Genomic DNA, 22,242 nt, shown 5'->3' with positions numbered 1-22,242 from the left:
AGCCTAACCCGCACGGAAAAGCGCCACTTTGGCCAACAATTCCAGCGAATATCGGCACAGGTGCCTGACCGTGGTCGCATGACGGAAACACGGATTCCCGAGACGACGACCACGAACTGGCGGCCCTTGGTGGCCGCCTGTCTGGGCGCCTTCATGCTCCTCGTCGACGTGACCATCGTCATGGTCGCTTTGCCGCAGATCACGACCGACCTCCACATGTCGTTCACCGGCGGGCAGTGGCTGCTCGACGGCTACGCGCTGGCCCTAGCCGCCCTGCTGCTCGCCGCCGGGTCCTTCGCCGACCACGCCGGACGGCGCAAGGTGTACCTGGTGGCGCTGGGCGCGTTCGCGCTGGCCTCGCTCGCCTGCGGGCTGGCGCCCAGCGGCGGCGTGCTGGTGGCGGCCCGCGTGGTGCAGGGCGCGGGCGGCGCCGCCATGATGGCCACCACCCTGGCCTTGATCAGCGCCACCTACCGCGGTCGGCAGCGCGGCATCGCGTTCGGCGTGTGGGGCGGCGTCAACGGGGCCGCCGCGGCCTTCGCGCCCATGCTGGGCGGCCTGCTCACCGAGCACCTGCACTGGCGGGCCATCTTCCTGGTGAATCTGCCCATCAGCCTGGCCGCCGCCTGGCTCACCGTGCGGGCCGTCGAGGAGTCGCGTCTGCCCGGCGGCGGACGGCCGGACTGGGCGGGCATGGTCACGTTCACGGTGGCGGCGGGGGCGCTCACGTACGGGCTGATCGAGGCCGGTCAGTACGGGTGGACGGCGGCGCGGACGCTTCTGCCCTTGGGCGCGGCCGCCGTGGCGCTCGTGGCGTTCCTCGTGGTCGAGACGCGGAGCGCCCGGCCGATGCTGGACCTGCGGCTGTTCGCCGACCGGTCCTTCAGCGGGATCATGGCGGGGGCGGGGCTGCTCATGCCGGCCGCGTTCGCCTGCCTCGCCTTCACCTCGATCTGGCTGCAGCGGGATCTGGGGCTCGGCCCCGTGCTGGCGGGGGTGGCGCTGTCGCCGATGGCCGCCACGTCCCTCGTGGTCTCGGTCGCGACCTCCCGCCTGTTCCCTGGGCTGTCCGCGCGGGCCGCCGTCGGCGGCGGGCTGCTGCTGATCGGGCTGGGCGCGCTCCTGCAGGGCACGCTGGGCCCGCACTCGTCCTGGACCGCACTGGCGCCCGGCCTGGTGGTGACCGGCGTCGGCGTGGGCCTGGCCGTCCCCTCGCTGAGCTCGGCCGCCATGGCCTTCGCCCCGCCGCCGCGGGCCGGCATGGCCGCGGGCGCGGTGAACACGGTCAGGCAGCTCGGGTACGCCCTCGGCATCGCCGCGCTCGGCCTGCTGTACCAGGGCGAGCCGGCCCCGTACGCGGCGCTGAACGACACCTACCGGGCGAGCGCGCTGATCGGCCTGGTCGCGGGCGTTCTCGTCCTGGCCGCCGTCCGCCGGGCCCGCCCGGCACTCGCGCACACCGCCGGCTGACCACGACCATCGGCCCCCGCCGCGCGCACAGCCCCGGCGAGGGCGGTCGGGGCTTATTTGTCGTATTCGTAGGCGCCGGCGTCCACCGGGCCGTCGCTGCCGTCGATGGCCCGGCCGGTCAGGTCGACGTCGCTGAACCTCGTCACCCCGAGGTCGATGGCCGGGCTCCCGGCCCGCAGGCTCAGCGGGTGCCGCGTGTTGGCCGAGTCGAACAGCGGGTCCGCCTCGACGTTGTCCGAGCCGCCCATCTGGTGCTGGGCGGCGCCGAAGAACACGTTGTGGTGGCTGTCGGTGACCCCCGGACCGTAGGCGGTCTTCTTCACGGCCTGGATGATGTTCTGCGACATCGACAGGTGGGCGTTGGTGCAACTCGCGTCGCAGACCACACCCTGAGAATCGACGTGGGTCAGCAACAGGGTGTTGTTGCGGAAGATCGTGCCGAGGACCGGGCCGTTCGGGTCCGGGTCTTCTCCGGGCTCCTGCGGGCCTCTGGTGACCAGGCCGGCCTGGGTCGCGGGGCCGCCGATCACGTTGTACTCGAAGATGTTGCCCGAGGTCCCGTCGGGGTCCACGGGGTTGCCGTTCTTGTCGAGTTCCCTGCTAGTGCCCAGCTCGGTGAAGGTCTCGTTGTCCATCGCGATGTTGTGGTGCACGCGATTGCCCGAGCCGAGGAAGATCTCCACGGCCGCGCCGTCCCGCACGTAGTCGTAGCTGGGGGCGTCCGAGCCGCGGATCTCGTTCCAGCCGATGTTGGAGTAGTCGCCTTGGACGAGGATCGCGAACGCGCCCGAGTCGTCGTTGCCCGGCGTCGGGGTGTTCTTGCTCATGAAGTTGTTGTCGACGAACTCGTTGGCCGTCACCGCGGTATAGAGAACGTTCTTCTCGATGAAGACGCCGGCGGCGGCACCGGTGATGTAGTTCCGTTCGATGACGTTGTCGTTGCCGGTGACCTTGATCCCCGCCCACGTGCAGCGCGCGCCGTCCGTGGGGAGGCCGATCTGCAGGTTGTAGACCTCGATGTGGGCGCCTTCCAGGCTCACGCACGCCTCGGTGTGCCCGGTGATCACGGGCCGGGCGGTGGCCGTACCGTAGGCGTCCACGACGATCGGCGCGGCCGCGGTACCCTTGCCTGTGATCTTGAGTTGCTGCCCCCGCCAGGTGCTGCCGCGGCTGAGCAGCAGCTTGTCGCCGGGGTCCAGGGAAGCCGCGGACGCCTTGGTGAGGGTCTTCCATGCGGTGGCGGGCGACGTGCCCGCCAGCGAGTCGTTGCCGTTGACCGCGTCCACGTAGTAGACGTCCGGGGCGGCGGCGGACGCGGGACCCGCTGCCAAGGTCGTGGCCGCGAGCGTGAGCGTCGCGAGCGCGGCACCGGTACGCAGGTTCCAGACAGACATGTCAGCCTCCAGAACGGGCCGGGTCCCGCCACTCGACGAAGATCATTCCCGGCATGCGGCTGAAACCCTACACATGATCGTTCCGAAAGTCCTGACTTTGAGATGAATGTGGGGTTATGTTCCAGCTCTGATGGGGACCACGTTGCAGCGGGCGCCCTGGCGGGGCAGGGCGAACCAGGTTGCCTTGCCGACGAGGTCCGGCTCGGTGACGTAACGCTGGGGGTGGCAACCGTAGAAGCCGTCGGAGAGCCGGGCGATGATGCGCAGGCCGCGCCCGTGCTCGGCTTGGACGTCGAGAGGCGAGGGAGCAGGCAGGACCGGACTGCCGTCCACCACTCCGCACACGATCTCCTTGGCGTCCACGAGGAGCATCAATTCGTAGGGACTGTCGCCGTACATGAAAGCGTTCGTCACCAGTTCGCTTGCCATGAGTACGGCGTCGTAGACGAGGTCGGTGGGAAGGTCGAGGGCCGACAGTTCAGTGCGGAGGATCGCTCGTGCGTGTCCGACCGTCTGGGCGTCCTTGCGCAGCGGCCACGCGTACTGCTGCCTCCGCATCCTGCTCCGGGGAGCTGATCGCAGCGTGGTCGTCATCGGGGCTTCTCCGTGGGTAATCCGGCTGTCATGCCGGCGAGGAAACGGGCTCCCGCGTGGCGGGACAGGGAAACGCGGTTCGCCACCAGGCGAAGCGCCGTCAGGGTAGGCATGGACACTCTTCCTTGTTGATCATGTAGGCGTGGCCGTCAGCGCGCTGCAGCACGCGCAGATGCTTGCGGGAGGTTCCATTTGGTGCGGCCGCCGCTGCCGCAGCGCAAGAGGAGGCCGGTCGCCGCAGCCGCTGCACCCAGCTCAGCACGGTGTCCACACGAACGCGTCGGTAGGCGGCGCGGACCGTCAGCTTGTCGCGGATCACCAAGGTCACCTCCCGATCGGTGGTGGCTGGGTCTGGTCACTCCGGCACGGCTTCTCTTTCGTGGAGGTCCGGATGAACGAAAGCGGCTGTCGAAACGTGTACGCACGAGAAGCCCATTTGGGTCGAATCTTCGGCCAGAAATCGCAATTTGTATGACTTAGGTCGCCCACACGGGTAGGAGGGCCACGTCAACTACCACCGGTTGGAAGCCGGGTGGGTTTGTTCTCACGGTCTGCCTGGCTGAAGGGAGGCCGGTAGCGTGCGGCCGGACGAGGGTGGGTGCGAGCCGGAGATACCGACTGTTGCAGATCCTTTCCATACTGTTTCGAAGGGAGGGGTGGCGCTTTCTCTCGGTCCTGGAGGACGAGGTATCCCCGCGCCACAATTCAGATGAAACTGCACGACACCCGACCCGTCGCGGAGGCGCTGAACGATCTGGACTTCCCCGCGGACAAGGAGAGGATCCTGGAGCACGCCCGCACCCACGGGGTCACCTGGGAGGCGGAGCGCGCCCTGCGGACGCTCCCGCTCGGCGAGTACGCCAGCCTGGCCGAGGTCCTGCGTTCCGTACCCGTCGATCCCGCTCCGGACCGGACCGAGGACGAGCGGATGCGCCAGCACCGTCGGCAGGGCCGCAGAACAGGGCTGGCCGAGAGCATGCGCCCGGTCGAGCGCAAGCCCATCGAGGAGGAGTGAGCCAGGTCAGGGCCTCCGAAGGAGGGACCACACGACCGACGGGGTCAGGGGGACGTCCGTGACCCTGTCGGCGATCTCCGGGACGGCGTCCGCGACCGCGTTGGCGATGGCGGCCGGCGGACCGATGGTGCCGGCCTCGCCCACACCCTTCATGCCGCCCGGCGTGACCGGTGAAGGCGTCTCCAGCATCACGACAGTGATGTCCGGGATCTCCCGCGTGGTCGGCAGCAGGTAGTCGGTGACCGGCTGGCCGTCCTCGGTGTAGAGGATCTCCTCGGTCAGCGCCTCGCCGATGCCCTGGGCCACGCCGCCGTGGATCTGCCCCTCCACCACGGCCGGGTTGACCAGCACGCCGGCGTCGTTGACCACCCAGTAGCGCTCCACCTCGACCGCGCCCGTCTCCGGGTCGACGGCCACGGCCGCCGCGTGGGCGCCGTAGGCGACGGTGTAGTGGGCCGGGTCGTAGCTGACCCGCTCCTCCAGCCCGGGCGACATGCCCTCGGGCAGGTCCCAGCCGCGCCACGCCGACGTGGCCAGCTCACGCAGCGTCAGGGACGCTTGGGGGTCGCCTTTGACGCGTACCGCGCCGTCGGCGATCTCCAGGTCGGCGGGTGCGGCCTCCAGCCGGTGCGCGGCGATGGCCACGAGTTTGTCGCGCAGCCGGGCGGCGGCCTGGGTGAGCGCCCCGCCGCCGATCGCCAGCGCGCGGCTGGCGATCGACCCGAGCGACGAGTACGGCGTCGCCGCCGTGTCGCCCAGCACCACCCGGACCCGGTCGATCGGCACTCCCACCCGGTCGGCCGCGAGCTGGGCCAGCGCCGTCTCGATGCCCTGCCCGATGGGCGCCACCCCGGCCGACACGACCACGGACGCGTCCTGCTCCATCCTCAGGACGGCCGTTTCGTAGCCGCCGGCCATGATGCCGGTGGCCTTGAGCTCCATCGACGGCCCGAGACCGGTGCTCTCCACGTGGCAGGAGTAGCCGATGCCGCGCCTGCGCCCGTCGTCCTTCTCCACCGGCGTGCTCATGGCCTCACTTCGTGAGGCGGCTCGGTCGCCAGATGCCGCCGCCTTCCCCCGTCGCTCCTTCGTCGCTCCTCCTCCAGGCAACGGCACTCCCTCGCGTACAAGGTGGTGGAGGGTGCGCAGGGCCTGCGGGTAGTCGCCGGAGTCGTACCGCTGGTAGACGCGCGTCGTGAAGGGCAGCTCGTCCGGCCCCAGCAGATTGCGCAGCCGCAGCTCGATCCGGTCGATCCCCAGCCTGCGGGCCGCCTCGTCGATCAGCCGTTCCCTGGTCAGCGTGCCCTCGGGCTGGCCGAAGCCGCGGTAGGAGCCGATGGGCGTGGTGGTGGTGACCACACCGCGCACCCGGACCGCGACCCGGTCGAACCGATACGGTCCCGGCAGCAGCGTGGCCGTGACCGCGGCCGTCGAGGCGCCGGTGTTCGACGGGTGAGCGCCGATGTCGCCGACCACGTCCACCTGCAACGCCACGAACCGCCCGTCGCCGTCGAGAGCCAGCCGCCCCCGGTGCACGGCGGCCCGTGCGGGCAGCGTGGCCAGCAGGCGGTCGCCGGGCGACTCGGTCCAGCTCACCGGGCGGCCCAGGCGCATGGCGGCCAGGCAGATGAGCGCCTCGTCGGGGTAGACGTGCTCCTTGCCGCCGAATCCGCCGCCCGTGTCGCCGCCGATCACGCGTATCCGGTCGTGGGAGAGCCCGAAAGCGTCCGCCAGGTGCTCGCGCACGTGGTGCGGCGCCTGGGTGGAGATGTGGACGACCAGCTGCTCGTCGGAGTAGGAGGCCACCACGCCGCGCGGCTCCATGGGGTACGGCGAGACGCGGCCCATCCTGAACGTCATCTCCACGACGTGCTCGGCGCCCTCCACGGCGGCCGCGCAGTCGGGGTCGCCGAGCGTGAAGTCGGTCAGCACGTTGGTGCCCCATTCGGGGTAGAGCAGCGGGGCGTCCTCGGCCAGCGCCCGCTCCGCCCCGACCACGGCTGGCAGCTCGTCGAGCTCCAGGTCGACCAGGTCGGCCGCGTCCCTGGCGGCCTCCGGCGTGCGGGCGACCACGACGGCGAGCGGCTGGCCCGTGTACCTGATCGCCTCGTCCAGCACCCGGTACGACGTGATCCGCTGGCCCGGCGCCATGTGGACGCACGGCAGGCGCAGATCGGCGGCGTCGGCGGGGGTGATCACGTCGAGCACGCCCTCGACCGCCCAGGCCGCCTTGGCGTCGCAGCCGAGCAGCCGGCCGTGGGGGATGGGGCTGCGGACGACACAGGCGTGGGCGGCGCCCGGCAGGCGCACGTTGCCGACGTACCTGCCTCTGCCGGTCAGCAGCCTGGCGTCTTCCCGTCGCGGCGTCCTGGCGCCCACATAAGCGTCTCCTTTCGCGCACCTCGTGCGTGGCCTCCTTCATACGACTTCGAAGCTCGCCATCATCGCCATGTCCTCGTGTTCCAGGTTGTGGCAGTGCAGCACGTAACGGCCCCGGTAGTCGGTGAACCTCGTGACGATCTCCACGGTCTGGGCGTCGCGCAGCTCGACGGTGTCCTTCCACTCCGGCGGCCCCGCCGGCCGCTCGCCGTTGACCGACAGCACCTGGAAGTGGTCGAGGTGCAGGTGCACCGGGTGGGCCACGTCGCTGGTCAGCCGCCACACCTCGACGTCCCCGAGCTTGGGCCTGGCCTCCATGCGCTTCGGGTCGAACGGCCGGCCGTTGATCAGCCAGCCGGTGCCGCCGTGCATGCTGCCGCTGCTGAACTCGAAGTCCCGCGTCACGGTCGCCTTGCCGGGATCGAGCGCCTCCACCGTGGACAGCCGCCCCGGCACGCCCGAGTCGTCGGCCTCGTCGCGGTCCACCGCGAACCGCATCACCCGCGCCTGCGCGCCTTCCCCGGCCAGATTCCGCAGCTCGACGTGCTGACCGAGCTTGTAGGCGGAGAAGTCGATGACCATGTCCGCCCGCTCGCCCGGGGCGAGCCGGATCTGTCGCACCGTGCGGGGCGCGCTCAGCAGCCCGCCGTCACTGCCGATCTGGATCATCGGCCTGCCGGTGGCAAGCTCGTACGCCCGCGCGTTGGAGGCGTTGCACAGCCGCAGCCGATACCGAGCCCTGGCCACTCGCAGCTCCGGCCACGGCGCCCCGTTCACCAGGATCACGTCGCCGAGCACGCCGCCCATGTAGCCCTCCTTGACGCCCGGCCGGTCGCCCAGCGCCGGATACAGCAGGGTGCCGTCGGCGGCGAACGACCGGTCGCAGATGAGCAGCGGCACGTCCCGCTCCCCCGCGGGCAGCGGCAACGCCTCCTCCTCGGCGTCACGCACCAGGAACATCCCGGCCAGCCCGCGCCAGACCTGGGGCCCGGTGTAGTCCATGCGATGGTCGTGGTACCAGAGCGTGGCGGCGCGCTGCTCCAGGGGGAACGCGTACTCGCGCGCCGCCCCCGGCGCCACCAGGTCCGTCGGGAAGCCGTCGGACTCCGGCGGCGTGTGCCCGCCGTGCAGGTGCAGCACGGTCGGCGCGCCGAGCTGGTTGACCAGCTTGACGACGGTACGGCGACCGCTGCGGGCCACGATGGTCGGCCCCGGGAACTGCCCGCCGTATCCCCATATCTGGGTACGAAGCTCAGGCACCAGCTCCACCTCGGCCACCCGCTCGACCAGCTCGTAGTAGTCGGCCCCGCCCGCGCTCCGAACCGGCTTCGCCACCTCGGGAACGGGCAACGGCACCCTGTAGGGCTGCGGAAGGGGAGCGGCACTCGCGAGCAGCTGAGGCTGCGGGGTGCCGGCGAGCAGCGAGCAACCGGACACCCCCGACACCGCCACCGCGCCGAGCCCCAGAAGGCGCAGCACGTCGCGCCGGCTCGGGTTCACGGCGAAGCCGGCCGCGCCAGCACCCGGCCGAGCTGCGCGACCCCGCCGCCGAACAACAGCACCCCGAGCGGCAGGTGAACGGACTTCACGCCGGCCATGCCGAGCACCGCCGCCAGGATCGTGCCCACCAGCAGCAACGCGGCCGCGATCATGAACCCCGCCGGCCCGCCGCCCGGCCGCCACACCATGATCGCGACGATGAGGTGCAGGAGGCCGATGAGGGCCAGGGCGAGGCCCGAAGCCACGTGCAGCCCGCGGCCGCCGGGCGAGGACAGCAGCATTCCCGCCGTCACCGACTGGAACAGCAGCGCGACGACGTGCAGGACCACCACGGCCCGGAGCGCCTGGGCGGTCCAGGAAGCGGGTGCGACGGTCTGGTGCGCGGTCATGATCGTCCTCCTGTGGCGGGGGCTTCGGCACGGTCGTTTCTGGTCGTGTCCATGGGTCGTCATCGTGCTGTTCCGGACGGTCCGCGGTCGTCGTGCACGGGGATGCTTCTGCACTGACGCCCCCGAAGCAGGAACAGCGGGACGTACTACGCAGGAAGTAGCGACCGATTACGCCCTCCTGCGGAGGATCGCCGCGTGAAAACGCCCTACTCTGCAGGGATGAGCTCTCTGGACCGGTGGCGGCCGCTCGCCAGGGACGGCCTGCTCGCCGCGACGGTGGCCGTGCTGCTGTCGTTGGCCGTGTTCGAGTCGCCGGGGGCGGGCGCGCTGGACCTCGCGGCCGTCCTCGCCGGCTCCCTCGTGCTCGTCACCTGGCGATGGGCGCCCCTGCTGCCGTTGCTCGTCACCACGCCCTGCATGCTCGTGATCGCGGCGCACCTCCAGACGGGCCCGCCGGCCGCTTTTCCGGTGCTGGTGTCGGTGTTCTTCGCGGTCAGGGCCAGCCATCGGCTGGCGGCGGCGCTGGCGAGCGTGGTGTTCCTGGGCGGCAACCTGCTGGCGAACCTGCCCGACTTCGACGGGAGCGGGGAAAGCCTCGGGACCACCACGCTGCTGGTCGGATGGTTCCTGGCGGCCGGCGTGACGGCGACGGTGGCCCAGCACCGGCAGGCGTACGTGGAACAGGTCGAGAAGCGCGCCGCCGAGGCCGAGCGCACCCGGGAGGAGATGGCCCGGCGCCGCGCGGGCGAGGAGCGGCTGCGCATCGCCAGAGAGCTGCACGACTCGCTCACCCACAGCATCTCGGTCATCAAGGTCCAGGCCGGAGTGGCCGTCCACCTGGCACGCAAGCGCGGCGAGGAGGTGCCCGCCGCGCTGCTGGCCATCCAGGAGGCCAGCGCGGACGCCATGCGCGAGCTGCGTGCCACCCTGGAGGTGCTGCGCCACTCCGACGGCTCGGACGGCTCCGACGGCGAGGCCCAGGTCAGCGGCCTCGACCGGCTCGGCGACCTGGTGGAGCGGGCCCGCTCGACCGGGCTGCCGGCCACGGTGACGATCTCCGGCACGCGCCGGGAGCTGCCGGCCGAGGTCGACCGGGCCGCGTACCGGATCGTCCAGGAGGCGCTCACCAACGTCTCCAGGCACAGCGGCGGGGCCGCCGCGGCTGTGCGCATCGACTACGCGGACGACGAGCTGGTCGTGCAGGTGGACGACGACGGCCAGGCCGACCCGGACGCGCCACCCGTGCCCGGCACGGGCCTGCTCGGCATGCGCGAGCGCGTCGCGGCGCTCGGCGGCCGGCTGCGGGCCGAGCCCCGCCCTGAGGGCGGCTTCACCGTACGCGCCGAGCTGCCTCTGGGAGAACCCGTACGCCCCGAGCTTGCCCTAGGAGAACTCTCGTGATCCGCGTGCTGCTCGTGGACGACCAGGCGCTCATCCGCGGTGGTTTCCGCGCCCTGCTCGAGGCCGAGGACGACATCGAGGTGGTGGCCGAGGCGGCGAACGGCGAGCAGGCCCTCGCGCTCGCCCTCGAGCACCGGCCCGACGTCGCCCTCGTCGACATCCAGATGCCGGTGATGGACGGCATCGAGGCGACCCGGCGGATCGCCGCCGACGAGCGGCTCGGCGACGTCCACGTCGTGATCCTCACCAACTACGGCCTCGACGAGTACGTCTTCAACGCGCTCCGGGCCGGCGCCTGCGGCTTCCTGGTGAAGGACACCGAGCCCGGCGACCTGCTGCAGGGCGTCAGGGTGGCGGCCCGCGGCGACGCGCTGCTCTCCCCCACGATCACCCGCCGCCTGATCGGCGAGTACGTCGCCCGCCGCCCCGAACCGGCGCCCGAGGGGCTCGACGTGCTGACCAACCGCGAGCGCGAGGTCACGGCGCTGGTGGCCCGCGGCCTGTCCAACGACGAGATCGCCGCCCACATGGTGATCAGCCCGACCACCGCCAAGACGCACGTCAGCAGGGCGATGACCAAGCTGCGGGCCCGTGACCGGGCCCAGCTCGTGGTTTTCGCGTACGAGTCCGGCCTCGTCACTCCGCGGCGGAGCTGATCGCATGATGGAATGAGGCGTGAACATCATTTCGCGCGGTTTTCGCGGGCGGCAGAGGCGGGACGACGACCGCCTGCCACCGGGGCAATACCTGGTCGAGGACTTCCCGGTGCTGTCGGCGGGGCCGACGCCGCGGGTGCCGCTCGACCGGTGGGAGTTCACCATAGACACCGAGACGGGGCGGACCCACCGCTGGTCGTGGGAGGAGTTCACCGCTCTGCCGATGGAGACCCCGACGGTCGACATCCACTGCGTCACCAAGTGGTCCAAGCTGGACACCACCTGGGAGGGCGTCTCCCTCGACGTGCTCTTCGATGACGTCGAGAGCGCCGCCGAATACGCGCTGGTCCACTCCTACGGCGGCTACACCACGAACCTGCCGCTGGAGGACCTGCTCGACGGCCAGGCCTGGCTCGTGCACCGCTTCGACGGCGAGGAGCTGGAGCCGCGGCACGGCGGCCCCGCCCGGCTGCTCGTCCCGCACCTGTACTTCTGGAAGTCCGCCAAATGGGTGCGCGGCATCCGGCTGCTCGACGAGGACTGGCCCGGCTTCTGGGAGACCGCCGGATACCACAACTACGGCGACCCCTGGCGTGAGCAGCGTTACGAGGGCGACTGAGGTGCGCCGCCGCCTGGCCTGGCGGGCCGCCCGCCTGCACGAGGCGCGCGCCGAGACGGCCACCGCCCGCACGCTCGTCCTCGACGTGCCCGGCTGGCCGGGGCACCTGGCGGGGCAGCACGTGGACGTGCGGCTGACGGCCGACGACGGCTACACCGCGCAACGCAGTTACTCGCTGGCCAAGCCCGCGGACGGCGAGCGGATCGAGCTGACCGTCGAGACGGTGGCCGACGGGGAGGTCTCGCCGTACCTCACCGAGGTGATCGAGCCCGGCGACCAGGTCGAGATCCGCGGTCCGGTGGGCGGCTGGTTCGTCTGGCGGCCCGACGGCAAGGCGCCGGTGCTGCTGGTCGCAGGCGGGGCGGGGATCGTGCCGCTGATGGCCATGATCAGGGCGCGCCGGCAGGCGGGCAGCCGCGTGCCGTTCCGCCTGATCTACTCGCTGCGCGACCAGGACGGCCGCTACTACGCCGACGAGCTGCGCAAGCCGGAGCCCGGACTCGACGTCACCTACCTCTACACCCGCTCCGCGCCACCCGGCGCCGCCCGCCCCGCCGGCCGCGTCACGCTCGCCGACCTGGCCGAGGGCGGCTGGCCTGCCGACTTCGCGCCGGACTGCTACGTGTGCGGGCCGACCGGCTTCGTGGAAGCGGCAGCCGACCTGCTGCTCGCGCTCGGGCACACGCCTGAGCGGATCAGAACCGAACGATTCGGCCCGACCGGAGACTGACATGACCGCGGAATATTTGGACGGCAACGCCCTGGCGGGCCCACTCGGCGAGATCTTCGCCGTCGACGTCACCGCCGCCACCGGCCGCTGCGCGAACTGCGGGCTGACGGGCCCCGTCGCCTCCCTCCACGTGTACGGCCCCGACCCCGGCCTGGTCGCCCGCTGCCCGGGCTGCGACGAGGTGGTGCTCAGGCTGGTACGCGGCCCGGGAACGGCCTGGCTCGACCTGCGCGGCGCCGTGTCGCTCCGCCTGGACGTCCCGGAATGACCGACGTGAACCCGCGTCGCTCCGCCTGATGTCCCAGACTGACCGACGTGAACCCGCGTCGTCCCGCATGATCCTCCCCGACTGAGTACACTCGGGCACGATCCACGGCCGAGATCTGTACGGCGAGGCTCTTGGCCAGGGGCGGCGGCCCCTCCGGCCCCGTCCCTTGGGAGTCACGTGCTTGTTGACGCGCCCCCTTCCGGTCCAGGCGCGCCGTCACGACGGCGCCGCTGGCTGCGCTGGGTGATCGCGATCGGGGTGACGGTCGTCTTGCTGGTCGCCGGCATCGCGGTCGGCGTCTGGGTCAAGCTGACGAACGTCAAACACGTCGACGTCACCGCCGACGACCTCGGCGCCACCCGCCCGCCCAAGGTCGCAGGCACCGCGATGAACATCCTCGTCGTGGGCTCGGACCAGCGCACCGGCAAGAACGCCAAATACGGCCGCCACGTCACGGGCGAGCGCACCGACACGATCATGCTGGTGCACGTGTCGTCCAAGCGCGACAACGCGATGGTCATCAGCTTCCCGCGCGACTCGCTGGTCCAGCTGCCCGCCTGCCGCGCCACCGGTGGCCTGCCCGGCCAGCGGCCGCACCTCGGCATGATCAACGAGTCGTTCAACTCCGGCGGCATCGCCTGCACCTGGAAGACGATCGAGACGCTGACCCGCATCCACATCGACCACTTCGTCAAGGTCGACTTCACCGGCTTCAAGAGCATGGTCGACGCCGTGGGCGGCGTGGAGGTCTGCCTGCCACAGCGGGTGGACGACAAGAAGGCGCTGCTGCACCTGCCGGCCGGGCGGCAGACGCTCAACGGGGAGCAGGCGCTCGGCTACGTACGCGCCCGCTACAGCCTGGGCGACGGCTCCGACATCGGGCGCATCCAGCGGCAGCAGATGTTCATCGCCTCCTTGGTCAAGAAGGTGATGAGCGGCGAGACGCTGACCGACCCCGCCAAGCTCCTGGCCATCCTCGACGCCGGCACCAAGGCGGTGACCACCGACCGCGGCCTGTCCTTCGGCGTCATGAAGGACCTGGCCACCAGCCTCCAGGGGCTGGACGCCGGGAAGATCCGCTTCATCACCACTCCGTGGCACTACTCGCTCACCCAGCCCGGCCGGGTCGAATGGGTGCAGCCGCAGGCGGGACGGCTCTTCCAGATCGTGGCGAAGGACCAGAGCGTCGACGGCGTCAAGGGCGGCCAGGCCAAGGTGGGCCGCTCCAAGATCCAGATCGAGCTGCGCAACGGCACCTGGCGCAGCGGGCTGGGCACCCAGGTCGCGGCCTTCCTGGAGCAGCGCGGCTACCACATCACGAGGATCGGCGACACGGCCCGCAAGCCGCAGCCCAAGACCATGATCCTCTACGGGCCGAACGGCGAGACGCGCGTGCCCACGCTCACCGCGGACCTGCTCGCCGCCACGACCAGGGAGGTGCCGGCGGCGCAGACGAACCGCCTGGTGCTCGTGATCGGCGACGACTGGAAAGGCCTGAAGCCGCTCCGCGCGGACGACACGGAGTCGATCAAGGGCTTCGACGCCACCCACGACTCCTGCGCCACGTGATCAGAGGGCGTCGGACAGGCCGCCGCCGTCGATGGCGGTGAACCCGGCGGCCTCGATCAACGGCACCACGGCCTTCTTGGCCGCGTCGTCATCGCCCCAGTACGGCATGTCGGCCCGCGTCCCGCCGCGCTGACCGGCCGTGCCGAGCTCCAGCAACTCGTTGGGGTACTTGGTGTTGAACGTGCGCACCAGCCGTACGTTCGGGCCCAGCACGTTCTGCTGATACTGCGGGCTGGTGAGCCCGTCCGGGACCGCCACCGCCGTCGCGGCGCCGTCCCGTTCGGTGATCGGGTTGCTCGGATCGATGACGATCTTCCCGGCGAGCGCCCCGCCGAGCTGCTCCACCACCGCGGGGAACGCCTCCCACCACACCGCCATGACGACCACCTCGCCGAACCGCACGGCCTCGACCGGCGAGCCGTGCCTGGCCTGCCCGCCGCACTCCGCCGCGGCGGCCGCGGCGCGGGCGGGGTCGGCGTCGCTGAAGCACACCTCGTGGCCGGCGACCGCGAGCAGGCGTCCGAGCGGTGTGCCGAGCCTTCCGGAACCCAGGATTCCCACACGCATCTCTCGATCACCTCGCCCCGGGAACTTCCCTGAGCCGCCGCCGCCATTCCTCACATGGCCCCGGCCAGTCACGGCCCCGCCCGAATGCCCTATACAGTTCCCTTTCGTGCTGTACGGCAGAGCCACGGAGACCGCCGCCATCGAGGCCCTGCTCGCCTCGGCCCGCGCCGGTGAGGGCCGCGCCCTGGCGCTGCGCGGCGAGCCCGGCATCGGCAAGTCGGCCCTGCTGGACCTGGCGGCTTCCCTGGCCACCGCCCCCGATCCGGCGCCCGAGCGGAAGGACAGCACAGTCGCCAGGTCCTTCGCCGGACGTGGGGGCGGCGCGCCTGGCGGGGCTCCGGTCGAGGCGATGCGGGTACTGCGGGCGAGCGGGATCGAGTCGGAGTCCGATCTGGCCTTCGCCACCCTGCACCAGTTGCTCCATCCGGTGATCGACCTGCTGGACGCGCTGCCCGGGCCGCAACGGGACGCGCTGTCCGGCGCACTAGGCCTGTCCGCCGCCGCGCCCGCTTCCGACCGCTTCCTGGTGTCGGCGGGCGTCCTGTCGCTGCTGGCCGAGGCGGCGGCGCCGAGCGGGCTGCTGTGCCTGGTCGACGACGTGCAGTGGTTCGACCGGGCCTCGGCGGACGCGTTGCTGTTCGCGGCCAGGCGGCTGCGGACGGAGTGCGTCGCGATGCTCATGGCCGTACGCGGCGACGCCGTGCTGAAGGGCGTTCCCGAACTGCGGATCGGCGGCCTGGACGAGCCGAGTGCCGCACGGCTCCTCGACGCCGCGGTCACCGTCGCCCCTGAGGTGAGGACACAGCTGACGACACTGACCGGAGGAAACCCGCTCGTCCTCCGCGAGATCGCCGCGTCGCTGTCCTCCGACCAACTCGCCGGCCGCGCACCGCTGCCGGATCCCCTGCCGGGCGGCGACCAGCTGTTCGGCGATCAGGTGGCCCGGCTGTCCCCGGGCGCACGCCGCATCCTGCTGCTCGCGTCCTTGGAGGCCGACCTCGCCCTCGTCCTCCGCGCCGCCGCCCTCGAGCCGGGGTTCGCCGGGCCCGGGGCCGAGTCGGTGCTGCACGAGGTGGAGACGGCCGGGCTGGTGACGGTGTCGGGTGGGCTGATCCGGTTCCGGCATCCGCTCGTCAGGTCGGCCGTGCACGCCGCCGCCACCTCCGTCCAGGTCCGCGCCGCCCACGCCACCTTGGCCGAGCTCGTGGGCGACGACAGGCGCGCCCTGCACCTGGCCGCCGCCACGGTGGGCAAGGACGAGAAGGCGGCGGCCGAACTGGCCGCAGCCGCCGGGCGGGCCCAGGCGAGAGGCGGGTACGGCGACGCCGCGACCGCCCTGGCCAGAGCGGCCGAACTCACCCCCGACCCGCTCCTCCGAGCGGAACGCCTGAAGGACGCCGCCACGGCAGCCTGGCTCGGCGGCCGTCCCGGCCAGGCCCAAAGCCACCTCGCCGAGGCGCGCGACCTGGCCACGCCTCACGGACTCGCGGAAAGCCACCCGACAGCCGGCCCTCCGGCAGCCGGCCCTCCCGCCCCGGCAGTGGGCTCCCACGCCCCGGCTACGCGGCCCACTCGCACCACCCGCGCCAAGGCGACCGCAGCCGCCGACTCTGCCGAAGCCACCGCCCCCACCACCCACCCCGAGGCAACCCTCACCCCTGGCAAGGTGACGGGGCCTGCCCGGGTGATGGAGCCTGCCGAGCGCCGGACGCCAAAGCCGGGGCACGGGGCGCGGACCGACGCGCCGGAAGGCGGCCAGGCGGCTGAGGCCGCGACCGTCCATGCCTCAGGAGCCGCGCCGACCGACGCGCCAGCATCCGCTCCTGCCGACACACCACGCGCCACTCCGGCCGACGGGCCAGGAGAAGTCCCAGGCGACGGGCCAGGAGAAGTCCCGGGCGACGGGCGGAGGGCCGTGCCGAGCGGCGGGTGGACCGGACTGCTGGAGGAGATCGCGCAGCTACGGGGCCGGTTCGAGTTGACCACCGGGGACGCGGCGGAGGCGGTGCGGATCCTGGCGGCGGGCCGGAGCATCGAGATGCTCGCCGACGCCTCCGAGGCGGCGAGCTACGTGGGTGACGTGGCCGCGATCGTGGAGCTGGGGCGGCGGGCCGCGAAACATCCGCCCGGCTTCCTGCGCGACGTGGTGGCCGGGATCGGCGCCATGCTGGACGACGGCACCGGCCGCGACCTGCTCCGCGGAGCGCTGGCCGGAGCGGACGAGCTTACCGGGGCGGCGGAGCTGCTGTGGGCGTCGGCGGCGGCCAGCTATCTGGGAGAGGCCGACGTCTCCGCGGAGCTGGCCGAGCGGGCCGGACGAGCCGCCAGAGTCTCCGGAATGGTGGGGCAGTTGCCGATCGTGCTGGAGTTCGTCTCGACGGCCGAGCGGATCAAGGGCAGGCTCGCCGAGAGCGCCGCCATCGCGGAGGAGGGCCTGGAGCTGGCGCGCGAGGCCGGGTACACGAACTCCGTCGCGGCCCACCTGGCCAACCTGGCCGTGGTGTCGGCTCTGCGGGGCGAGGAGGAGCAGTGTCGCCGCCAGGCCGAGGAGGCGCTGGCCATCGCGATCCCACACCGCATCGGCCTGCGCGCGGGCGTGGCCGCGTACGCGCTGGCGATGCTCGACCTGGGCATGGGACGGTACGCGGCGGCGCACGCGAGGTTCGCCTCCGTCGCCGCGGCCGGTCCCGGCGCCGGGCACCCGACGGTGGTCTGGCGCTCCACACCCGACCGGGTGGAGGCGGCCGTGGCGGCAGGCGAGCAGGCGGCTGCCGAGGAGGCGGTGGCCGCGTATGAGCGCTGGTCGGCACACGCCACGACGGACGAGCCCCAGGCGCTGCTCGCCCGCTGCCACGCCCTCGTGGGCGGCGGCGCCGAGCTGTTCGAGGAGGCTCTGCGCCGGCATGGCGAGCCGTTCGAGAGGGCGCGCACGGCGCTCCTGTACGGCGAGCGCCTGCGCCGCGCGCAACACCCCGGCCAGGCCCGCCACCACCTGCGTGCGGCGCTGGAGACGTTCGAGCGGCTCGGCGCCAGGCCATGGGCCGACCGAGCGCACGGTGAGCTGCGGGCGGCAGGCGAGGCCCCGGCCAGGCCGGAGAGCGACGCGCTCGCCGCGCTCACTCCGCAGGAGCTGCGGATCGCGCGGCTGGTGGCCGAGGGCGCCTCCAGCAAGGAGGTGGCGGCACGGCTGTTCCTCAGCCCGCGTACCGTCGAGTACCACCTCTACAAGATCTATCCCAAGCTCGGCATCACGAGCCGTACTGAACTGGCCCGGCTGCTCTGAAACACCAGTAGTCCTACGGAAGGCGTCAGTAGCCGCCTCGGGCACGCTTGAGCCATGCATACGAACATGATCGACATCGACGGCGTGGAACTGTGGACCGAGGAGTTCGGGGACGTCACGCATCCGCCGATCCTGCTGGTGATGGGCTCGATGACGCAGGGCGTCCTCTGGCCGGACGAGTTCGTCGGGCGGCTGGTCGCGGCGGGCCGGCGGGTCATCAGGTACGACCACCGCGACACCGGCAAGTCGGCCACCTTCGACTTCGCGAAGCAGCCGTACACGTGGCACGACATCAGGGACGACGTGCTGCGCGTGATGGACGCGTACGGGCTGGACAGCGCGCACCTCGTCTGTCACTCGGCGGGCGGGCTGCTCGGCCAGTTCATCGCCGCCGATCACCCGGAACGGGTGCGCACGCTCACCGTGATCGGCTCATCGCCGCTGGGCGGGCGCGAGGGCGAGGTGATCATGCGGGCGCTCACCGGGCAGCCGCAACCCGAGGGCAGCCTGCCGCCGCCCCGGCCGGAGTTCGTGGCGCACTTCCAGAAGGCGATCGCCGCACCGCCGCCCGCCGACCGGCGCGAGCAGGTGGAGCGCATGATCGAGGAGGCGCGGGTGCTGCACGGCATCGGGCTGCCGTTCGACGAGGACGCGGAGCGGCGGCTGCAGGAACGGGTGCTGGAGCGGGCCCGCGACCTGTCGTCCCTGGTCAACCACCGCCTGGCGCACGCCGCCTGCCCCGACTTCGAGCCGGCGGACGACGTGCTGGGCCGGATCACGGCGCCGACGCTGGTCATCGAGGGCACGCACGAGCCGGCCAAGCCCGGTCACAGCGCGATCATCGCCGAGCGGATCCCGGGCGCGGAACTGCTGATGATCGAGGGGATGGGGCACCTCCTGCCGCCCCAGCGGTACGAGCAGCTGGCCACCGCCATCGTCCGGCACACTACGCGGTGAAGGCCGCGAGGGCGGCGAGCGCATCCACGACCTGGCGGGCGTCGGGTGTGCTCGCCGGGTCGAGCAGCCACTGCAGCATCAGCCCATCCGAGATCGCCACCAGCACCGACACCAGGACTTCGGGCGACGCCGGCGGCTCGACGCCGAGCCGTTCAGCGGCGCGCCGGATCATGTCGACGCCGACCTGCCGGGTGCGGGCGTAGGCCTCGGCCAGCTTCTGCCGGAGCACGGGCTCGCGCAGGGCCGCCGGGTAGCCCTCGATGCACAGGATCAGCTCCGGCCGCAGCTCCTCGAACACGTCGATCAGCGCCGCCATGGCCCGCTCCAGCATCTGCCTGGGCGTGCCCAGCTCGGCGTCGAACAACGATCGCTCGACCCGCTCGACCCACTGGTCGAAGACGGCGGCTATGGCCTCGTTGAGCAGCGCGTCCTTGCCGCCGAAGTGATAGCCGATGGAGGCCAGGTTGGTGCCGGATGCGGCGACCAGGTCTCGTGCGGTCGTGCGGGCATAGCCCTTGTCCCGCAGGCAGGCGACCGCGCCCGCCAGCAGTCTTTCCCGGTATCCACCGGCCTCTGTTCGCGCCACGCGATCCATGGTACTGATGTATACGAACGTATATGACGTACGTATATACATCAACAGGAGGTCGACATGGTTCCCCCGGGACCGAGGCTCCCCGCGCTGGTGCAGACGGCGTGGTTCATTCGGGACGCGCCAGGCATGCTGGAAAGCCTTCATCGCAGGTACGGGCCGATCTTCACGGTCCGGTACGCGGGCTACGCGCCGGAGGTCTACGTGACCACCGGCGAGCTCGCGGGGCAGATCTACCAGACCGACCAGGACGGCGGACGCGCCGGCGAGGCACGGCGCGACTTCCTCGAGCACATGGTCGGCAAGCACTCGGTGCTCACGCTGGACGGCGACGAGTGGTGGCGGCACCGCAAGCTGCTCAACCCGCCGCTACGCGCCAAGCAGGTCGCCGGCTACCGCGACGAGATCGCCGCGATCGCGGCAGAGAAGATAGCGACCTGGCCGCTGGGCAGGCCGTTCGCGCTGCGCGAGCGCATGCAGGACATCACACTGGAGATCATCATCAGGCTGATCTTCGGCATCAGGGACGCCGGACGGGTCGGCCGGTTGCGGGCGCTGCTCCCCGAGCTCATCGAGACCGGCGGCTCCATGCAGCTGGCGATGCTCCCGGCGCGGCTGCGTGGTGTGGCGGCCAGGACGCCCTTCCTGGCGTACGGGAAATTCGTCCGCCTGCGCGCCCAGGTCGACGCGATCCTCTTCGACGAGATCCGCCGCCGGCGCGCCACACCCGGCGGCGACGACGTGCTCGGCAGGTTGCTCGAGACCGGCCTGGGCGACCGGGAGATCCGCGACGAGCTGGTCACCATGCTGATCGCCGGCCACGAGACCACCGCGACCGGCCTCGCCTGGGCCTTCGAGCGGCTCCTGCGCATGCCCGAGGCCATGGAACGGCTGCCGGACGACGAGCCCTACCTCGACGCGGTGGTCAAGGAGGTGCTACGCGTCCGGCCCGTCGTCTATGAGGCGCCGCGCCTGCTCGACGCCCCACTCCGTCTCGGCGAACACGAGATCCCGGCCGGCTGGTACGCCGGGCCGTACATCCCGCTCGTGCACCGCGATCCCGCGGCGTTCCCCGCCCCTGACGAGTTCCGCCCCGAACGTTTCCTGGACGGTCACCAGAGCCGGGCATGGATGCCGTTCGGCGGCGGCCGGCGCTTCTGCGTCGGCGCGCAGCTGGCGCTCCTGGAGATGCGGGTCATCATTCGCGAGGTGCTCCATCGCCTGGAGCTCACGGCGCCCGATCAGGCGCCGGAGGCCAGGCGGCTGAAGAACGTGACCCTGGCCCCCGCGAAGCTGACCCGCGTCATTGCGCGCGCTCGGACTCCTGCTCGGACGCCGTAGACGGGTAGATCTCCTCGCGCCGCGTGTCGGCACCGAGCTCCTCGCGAAGCCGGTCGTAGTCGATGTTGTGGTTGGCGTACTTCAGCTGGCGAGCGACCTTCGTCTGCTTCGCCTTGGCTCTTCCTCGGCCCATGGCTACTCCCTAGTCCCCGCTGTCATGCTATCCAACAACGTTACGACTTGAAGAATTATGCAACTCAACTAGATTAGTCTGGGCTGTATGCACGTGGAGGTCTATCAGGCCAAGGCTGACTTCTTCCGAACGCTCGGCCACCCCGCTCGCATCAGAGTGTTGGAGCTACTCCAGGAAGGCCCGCTACCCGTCAGGGACCTGCTGGCCCAGATCGACATCGAGCCGTCGAGCCTTTCCCAGCAGCTCGCGGTCCTGCGCAGGGCCGGGATCGTGAGCGCCATCCGCGAGGGCAGCACCGTGGTCTACACACTGGCCACACCCGAGCTGGCCGACCTGCTCGGGGCCGCCCGCCGCATTCTGACCGACATGCTCGCCGACCAGGGCGAACTCCTGGCGGAGCTACGGGCCGAGGTGACGTAGCGCACGCCTGCCGGCGCCGAGGGCAGATCCACTAGGCTCGGTCCCATGGTCTCCGAGCTGTTCGATCCCAAGGCGTGGCAGGCGGTCGAGGGATTCGACTTCACCGACATCACCTACCACCGGGCGCTGGACCAGGGCACGGTGCGCATCGCCTTCAACCGCCCCGAGGTGCGCAACGCCTTCCGCCCCCAGACCGTCGACGAGCTCTACCGCGCCCTGGACCACGCCCGGCAGACCACCGATGTGGGCTGCGTGCTGCTCACCGGCAACGGCCCCTCGCCCAAGGACGGCGGCTGGGCCTTCTGCTCCGGCGGCGACCAACGCATCAGGGGCAAAGACGGCTACCAGTACGCCGACGGCTCGGCCGCGACCGGCCGCCTCCACATCCTGGAGGTGCAGCGCCTGATCCGGTTCATGCCCAAGGTCGTGATCTGCGTGGTGCCCGGCTGGGCCGCGGGCGGCGGCCACAGCCTCCACGTCGTGGCCGATCTCACGCTGGCCAGCGCTGAGCACGCCCGCTTCAAGCAGACCGACGCCGACGTGGCCAGCTTCGACGGTGGCTTCGGCTCGGCCTATCTGGCGCGGCAGGTCGGGCAGAAGTTCGCCCGCGAGATCTTCTTCCTCGGCGACACCTACACAGCGGCCGACGCCCACCGCATGGGCATGGTCAACGCCGTGGTGCCGCACGCGGAGCTGGAGACCACGGCCCTGGAGTGGGCCCGCAAGATCAACGGCAAGTCGCCCACGGCCCAGCGTATGCTCAAGTTCGCCTTCAACATGATCGACGACGGGCTGGTCGGGCAGCAGGTGTTCGCGGGCGAGGCGACGCGGCTGGCGTACATGACGGACGAGGCCGCTGAGGGGCGCGACTCGTTCCTGGAGAAGCGCGCCCCCGACTGGTCGCCCTTCCCCTGGCACTACTGACCCGGCCCCCGCACCCGCCCGCCGATCTCCGGGACACCGCG

22 protein-coding genes are annotated in these 22,242 nt (G+C 71.6%); 13 read left to right on the top strand and 9 right to left on the bottom strand.

Translation table 11 applies throughout. The features are described 5' to 3' along the window. Positions 1 to 78 precede the first annotated feature (78 nt). Positions 79 to 1,470, top strand: coding sequence for an MFS transporter (locus ID574_RS13570; RefSeq protein WP_188189140.1), 1,392 nt, complete (start codon positions 79 to 81; stop codon positions 1,468 to 1,470). A gap of 53 nt (positions 1,471 to 1,523) precedes the next feature. On the opposite strand, the gene ID574_RS13565 is transcribed toward ID574_RS13570, so the two are convergent. From ID574_RS13565 to ID574_RS13555, 3 genes are all read right to left on the bottom strand, one after another. Then, the gene (locus tag ID574_RS13565) at positions 1,524 to 2,864 is read right to left on the bottom strand and encodes a polysaccharide lyase domain-containing protein (protein WP_188189139.1); all 1,341 of its coding nucleotides are present in this window, start codon (positions 2,862 to 2,864) and stop codon (positions 1,524 to 1,526) included. Between the two features lie 114 nt (positions 2,865 to 2,978). Further along, on the bottom strand, positions 2,979 to 3,458 hold the full coding sequence (locus ID574_RS13560) for an ATP-binding protein (protein ID WP_188189138.1): 480 nt from the start codon (positions 3,456 to 3,458) through the stop codon (positions 2,979 to 2,981). A gap of 100 nt (positions 3,459 to 3,558) precedes the next feature. Further along, positions 3,559 to 3,777, bottom strand: coding sequence for a hypothetical protein (locus tag ID574_RS13555; RefSeq protein WP_188189137.1), 219 nt, complete (start codon positions 3,775 to 3,777; stop codon positions 3,559 to 3,561). Positions 3,778 to 4,167: 390 nt separating this feature from the next. Here ID574_RS13555 and ID574_RS13550 point away from each other — a divergent pair, with 390 nt between their 5' ends. Next, positions 4,168 to 4,473 carry a DUF2795 domain-containing protein gene (locus ID574_RS13550; RefSeq protein ID WP_188189136.1) on the top strand — a complete coding sequence of 102 codons (306 nt, stop codon included), beginning with the start codon at positions 4,168 to 4,170 and terminating at the stop codon, positions 4,471 to 4,473. Between the two features lie 6 nt (positions 4,474 to 4,479). Here ID574_RS13550 and ID574_RS13545 read toward each other — a convergent pair whose 3' ends face one another. Genes ID574_RS13545 through ID574_RS13535 form a run of 3 tightly spaced genes read right to left on the bottom strand, consistent with a single transcriptional unit; the run spans position 4,480 to position 8,741 of the window. Beyond that, positions 4,480 to 6,852: a xanthine dehydrogenase family protein molybdopterin-binding subunit gene (locus tag ID574_RS13545; RefSeq protein WP_188189135.1), complete on the bottom strand. Its 2,373-nt coding sequence runs from the start codon at positions 6,850 to 6,852 to the stop codon at positions 4,480 to 4,482. A gap of 39 nt (positions 6,853 to 6,891) precedes the next feature. After that, complete coding sequence (locus ID574_RS13540; RefSeq protein ID WP_223166650.1) at positions 6,892 to 8,331, bottom strand: multicopper oxidase family protein; 1,440 nt, start codon at positions 8,329 to 8,331, stop codon at positions 6,892 to 6,894. 17 nt (positions 8,332 to 8,348) lie between these two features. Next, positions 8,349 to 8,741 (bottom strand): hypothetical protein, encoded by a 393-nt coding sequence (locus tag ID574_RS13535; protein ID WP_188189133.1) that lies wholly within the window; start codon positions 8,739 to 8,741, stop codon positions 8,349 to 8,351. A gap of 219 nt (positions 8,742 to 8,960) precedes the next feature. Here ID574_RS13535 and ID574_RS13530 point away from each other — a divergent pair, with 219 nt between their 5' ends. The 6 genes from ID574_RS13530 to ID574_RS13505 all read left to right on the top strand — a co-directional run bounded on the left by ID574_RS13530 (position 8,961) and on the right by ID574_RS13505 (position 13,984). After that, positions 8,961 to 10,142 (top strand): sensor histidine kinase, encoded by a 1,182-nt coding sequence (locus ID574_RS13530; protein WP_188189132.1) that lies wholly within the window; start codon positions 8,961 to 8,963, stop codon positions 10,140 to 10,142. Next, entirely contained in the window at positions 10,139 to 10,798 is a 660-nt protein-coding gene (locus ID574_RS13525) for a response regulator (protein WP_188189131.1), read from the top strand. The genes ID574_RS13530 and ID574_RS13525 overlap by 4 nt, the downstream gene beginning before the upstream one ends. 19 nt (positions 10,799 to 10,817) lie before the next feature. Then, a complete protein-coding gene (locus ID574_RS13520; RefSeq protein ID WP_188189130.1) occupies positions 10,818 to 11,417 on the top strand; it encodes a sulfite oxidase-like oxidoreductase in 600 nt (199 codons plus the stop codon). Next, positions 11,392 to 12,147 carry a ferredoxin reductase gene (locus ID574_RS13515; protein WP_223166649.1) on the top strand — a complete coding sequence of 252 codons (756 nt, stop codon included), beginning with the start codon at positions 11,392 to 11,394 and terminating at the stop codon, positions 12,145 to 12,147. Before ID574_RS13520 ends, ID574_RS13515 begins: the two co-directional genes overlap by 26 nt. A gap of 1 nt (position 12,148) precedes the next feature. Next, on the top strand, positions 12,149 to 12,415 hold the full coding sequence (locus ID574_RS13510) for a DUF6510 family protein (RefSeq protein WP_188189129.1): 267 nt from the start codon (positions 12,149 to 12,151) through the stop codon (positions 12,413 to 12,415). Positions 12,416 to 12,592: 177 nt separating this feature from the next. Continuing rightward, positions 12,593 to 13,984 carry an LCP family protein gene (locus ID574_RS13505; protein ID WP_188189128.1) on the top strand — a complete coding sequence of 464 codons (1,392 nt, stop codon included), beginning with the start codon at positions 12,593 to 12,595 and terminating at the stop codon, positions 13,982 to 13,984. Here the strand turns inward: ID574_RS13505 and ID574_RS13500 are convergent, their stop codons facing one another. Further along, complete coding sequence (locus ID574_RS13500) at positions 13,985 to 14,551, bottom strand: NADPH-dependent F420 reductase (protein ID WP_188189127.1); 567 nt, start codon at positions 14,549 to 14,551, stop codon at positions 13,985 to 13,987. A 106-nt stretch (positions 14,552 to 14,657) separates the two neighbouring features. On the opposite strand from ID574_RS13500, the gene ID574_RS59650 reads away from it, so the two are divergent. Together ID574_RS59650 and ID574_RS13485 are read left to right on the top strand one after the other, a co-directional pair. Continuing rightward, on the top strand, positions 14,658 to 17,834 hold the full coding sequence (locus ID574_RS59650; RefSeq protein ID WP_223166648.1) for a LuxR family transcriptional regulator: 3,177 nt from the start codon (positions 14,658 to 14,660) through the stop codon (positions 17,832 to 17,834). A 54-nt stretch (positions 17,835 to 17,888) separates the two neighbouring features. After that, positions 17,889 to 18,791 (top strand): alpha/beta fold hydrolase, encoded by a 903-nt coding sequence (locus ID574_RS13485; RefSeq protein ID WP_223166647.1) that lies wholly within the window; start codon positions 17,889 to 17,891, stop codon positions 18,789 to 18,791. On the opposite strand, the gene ID574_RS13480 is transcribed toward ID574_RS13485, so the two are convergent. After that, entirely contained in the window at positions 18,781 to 19,377 is a 597-nt protein-coding gene (locus tag ID574_RS13480) for a TetR/AcrR family transcriptional regulator (RefSeq protein ID WP_188189126.1), read from the bottom strand. The genes ID574_RS13485 and ID574_RS13480 overlap by 11 nt on opposite strands. Before the next feature lie 66 nt (positions 19,378 to 19,443). Between ID574_RS13480 and ID574_RS13475 the strand changes: the two genes are divergently transcribed. After that, positions 19,444 to 20,724 carry a cytochrome P450 gene (locus ID574_RS13475; protein ID WP_188189125.1) on the top strand — a complete coding sequence of 427 codons (1,281 nt, stop codon included), beginning with the start codon at positions 19,444 to 19,446 and terminating at the stop codon, positions 20,722 to 20,724. On the opposite strand, the gene ID574_RS13470 is transcribed toward ID574_RS13475, so the two are convergent. Continuing rightward, positions 20,687 to 20,857 carry a DUF3073 domain-containing protein gene (locus ID574_RS13470; protein WP_188189124.1) on the bottom strand — a complete coding sequence of 57 codons (171 nt, stop codon included), beginning with the start codon at positions 20,855 to 20,857 and terminating at the stop codon, positions 20,687 to 20,689. The two genes, ID574_RS13475 and ID574_RS13470, sit on opposite strands and share 38 nt — an antisense overlap. A gap of 87 nt (positions 20,858 to 20,944) precedes the next feature. On the opposite strand from ID574_RS13470, the gene ID574_RS13465 reads away from it, so the two are divergent. Both ID574_RS13465 and ID574_RS13460 read left to right on the top strand, forming a co-directional pair. Next, positions 20,945 to 21,277: an ArsR/SmtB family transcription factor gene (locus tag ID574_RS13465; RefSeq protein WP_020542962.1), complete on the top strand. Its 333-nt coding sequence runs from the start codon at positions 20,945 to 20,947 to the stop codon at positions 21,275 to 21,277. Positions 21,278 to 21,322: 45 nt separating this feature from the next. Next, positions 21,323 to 22,201 carry a 1,4-dihydroxy-2-naphthoyl-CoA synthase gene (locus ID574_RS13460; protein WP_188189123.1) on the top strand — a complete coding sequence of 293 codons (879 nt, stop codon included), beginning with the start codon at positions 21,323 to 21,325 and terminating at the stop codon, positions 22,199 to 22,201. Positions 22,202 to 22,242: the final 41 nt, after the last annotated feature.

It is taken from the genome of Nonomuraea sp. SYSU D8015 (genome assembly GCF_008065375.1).
GTDB lineage: Bacteria > Actinomycetota > Actinomycetes > Streptosporangiales > Streptosporangiaceae > Nonomuraea.
This window is presented reverse-complemented; position numbering and strand designations above follow the sequence as displayed.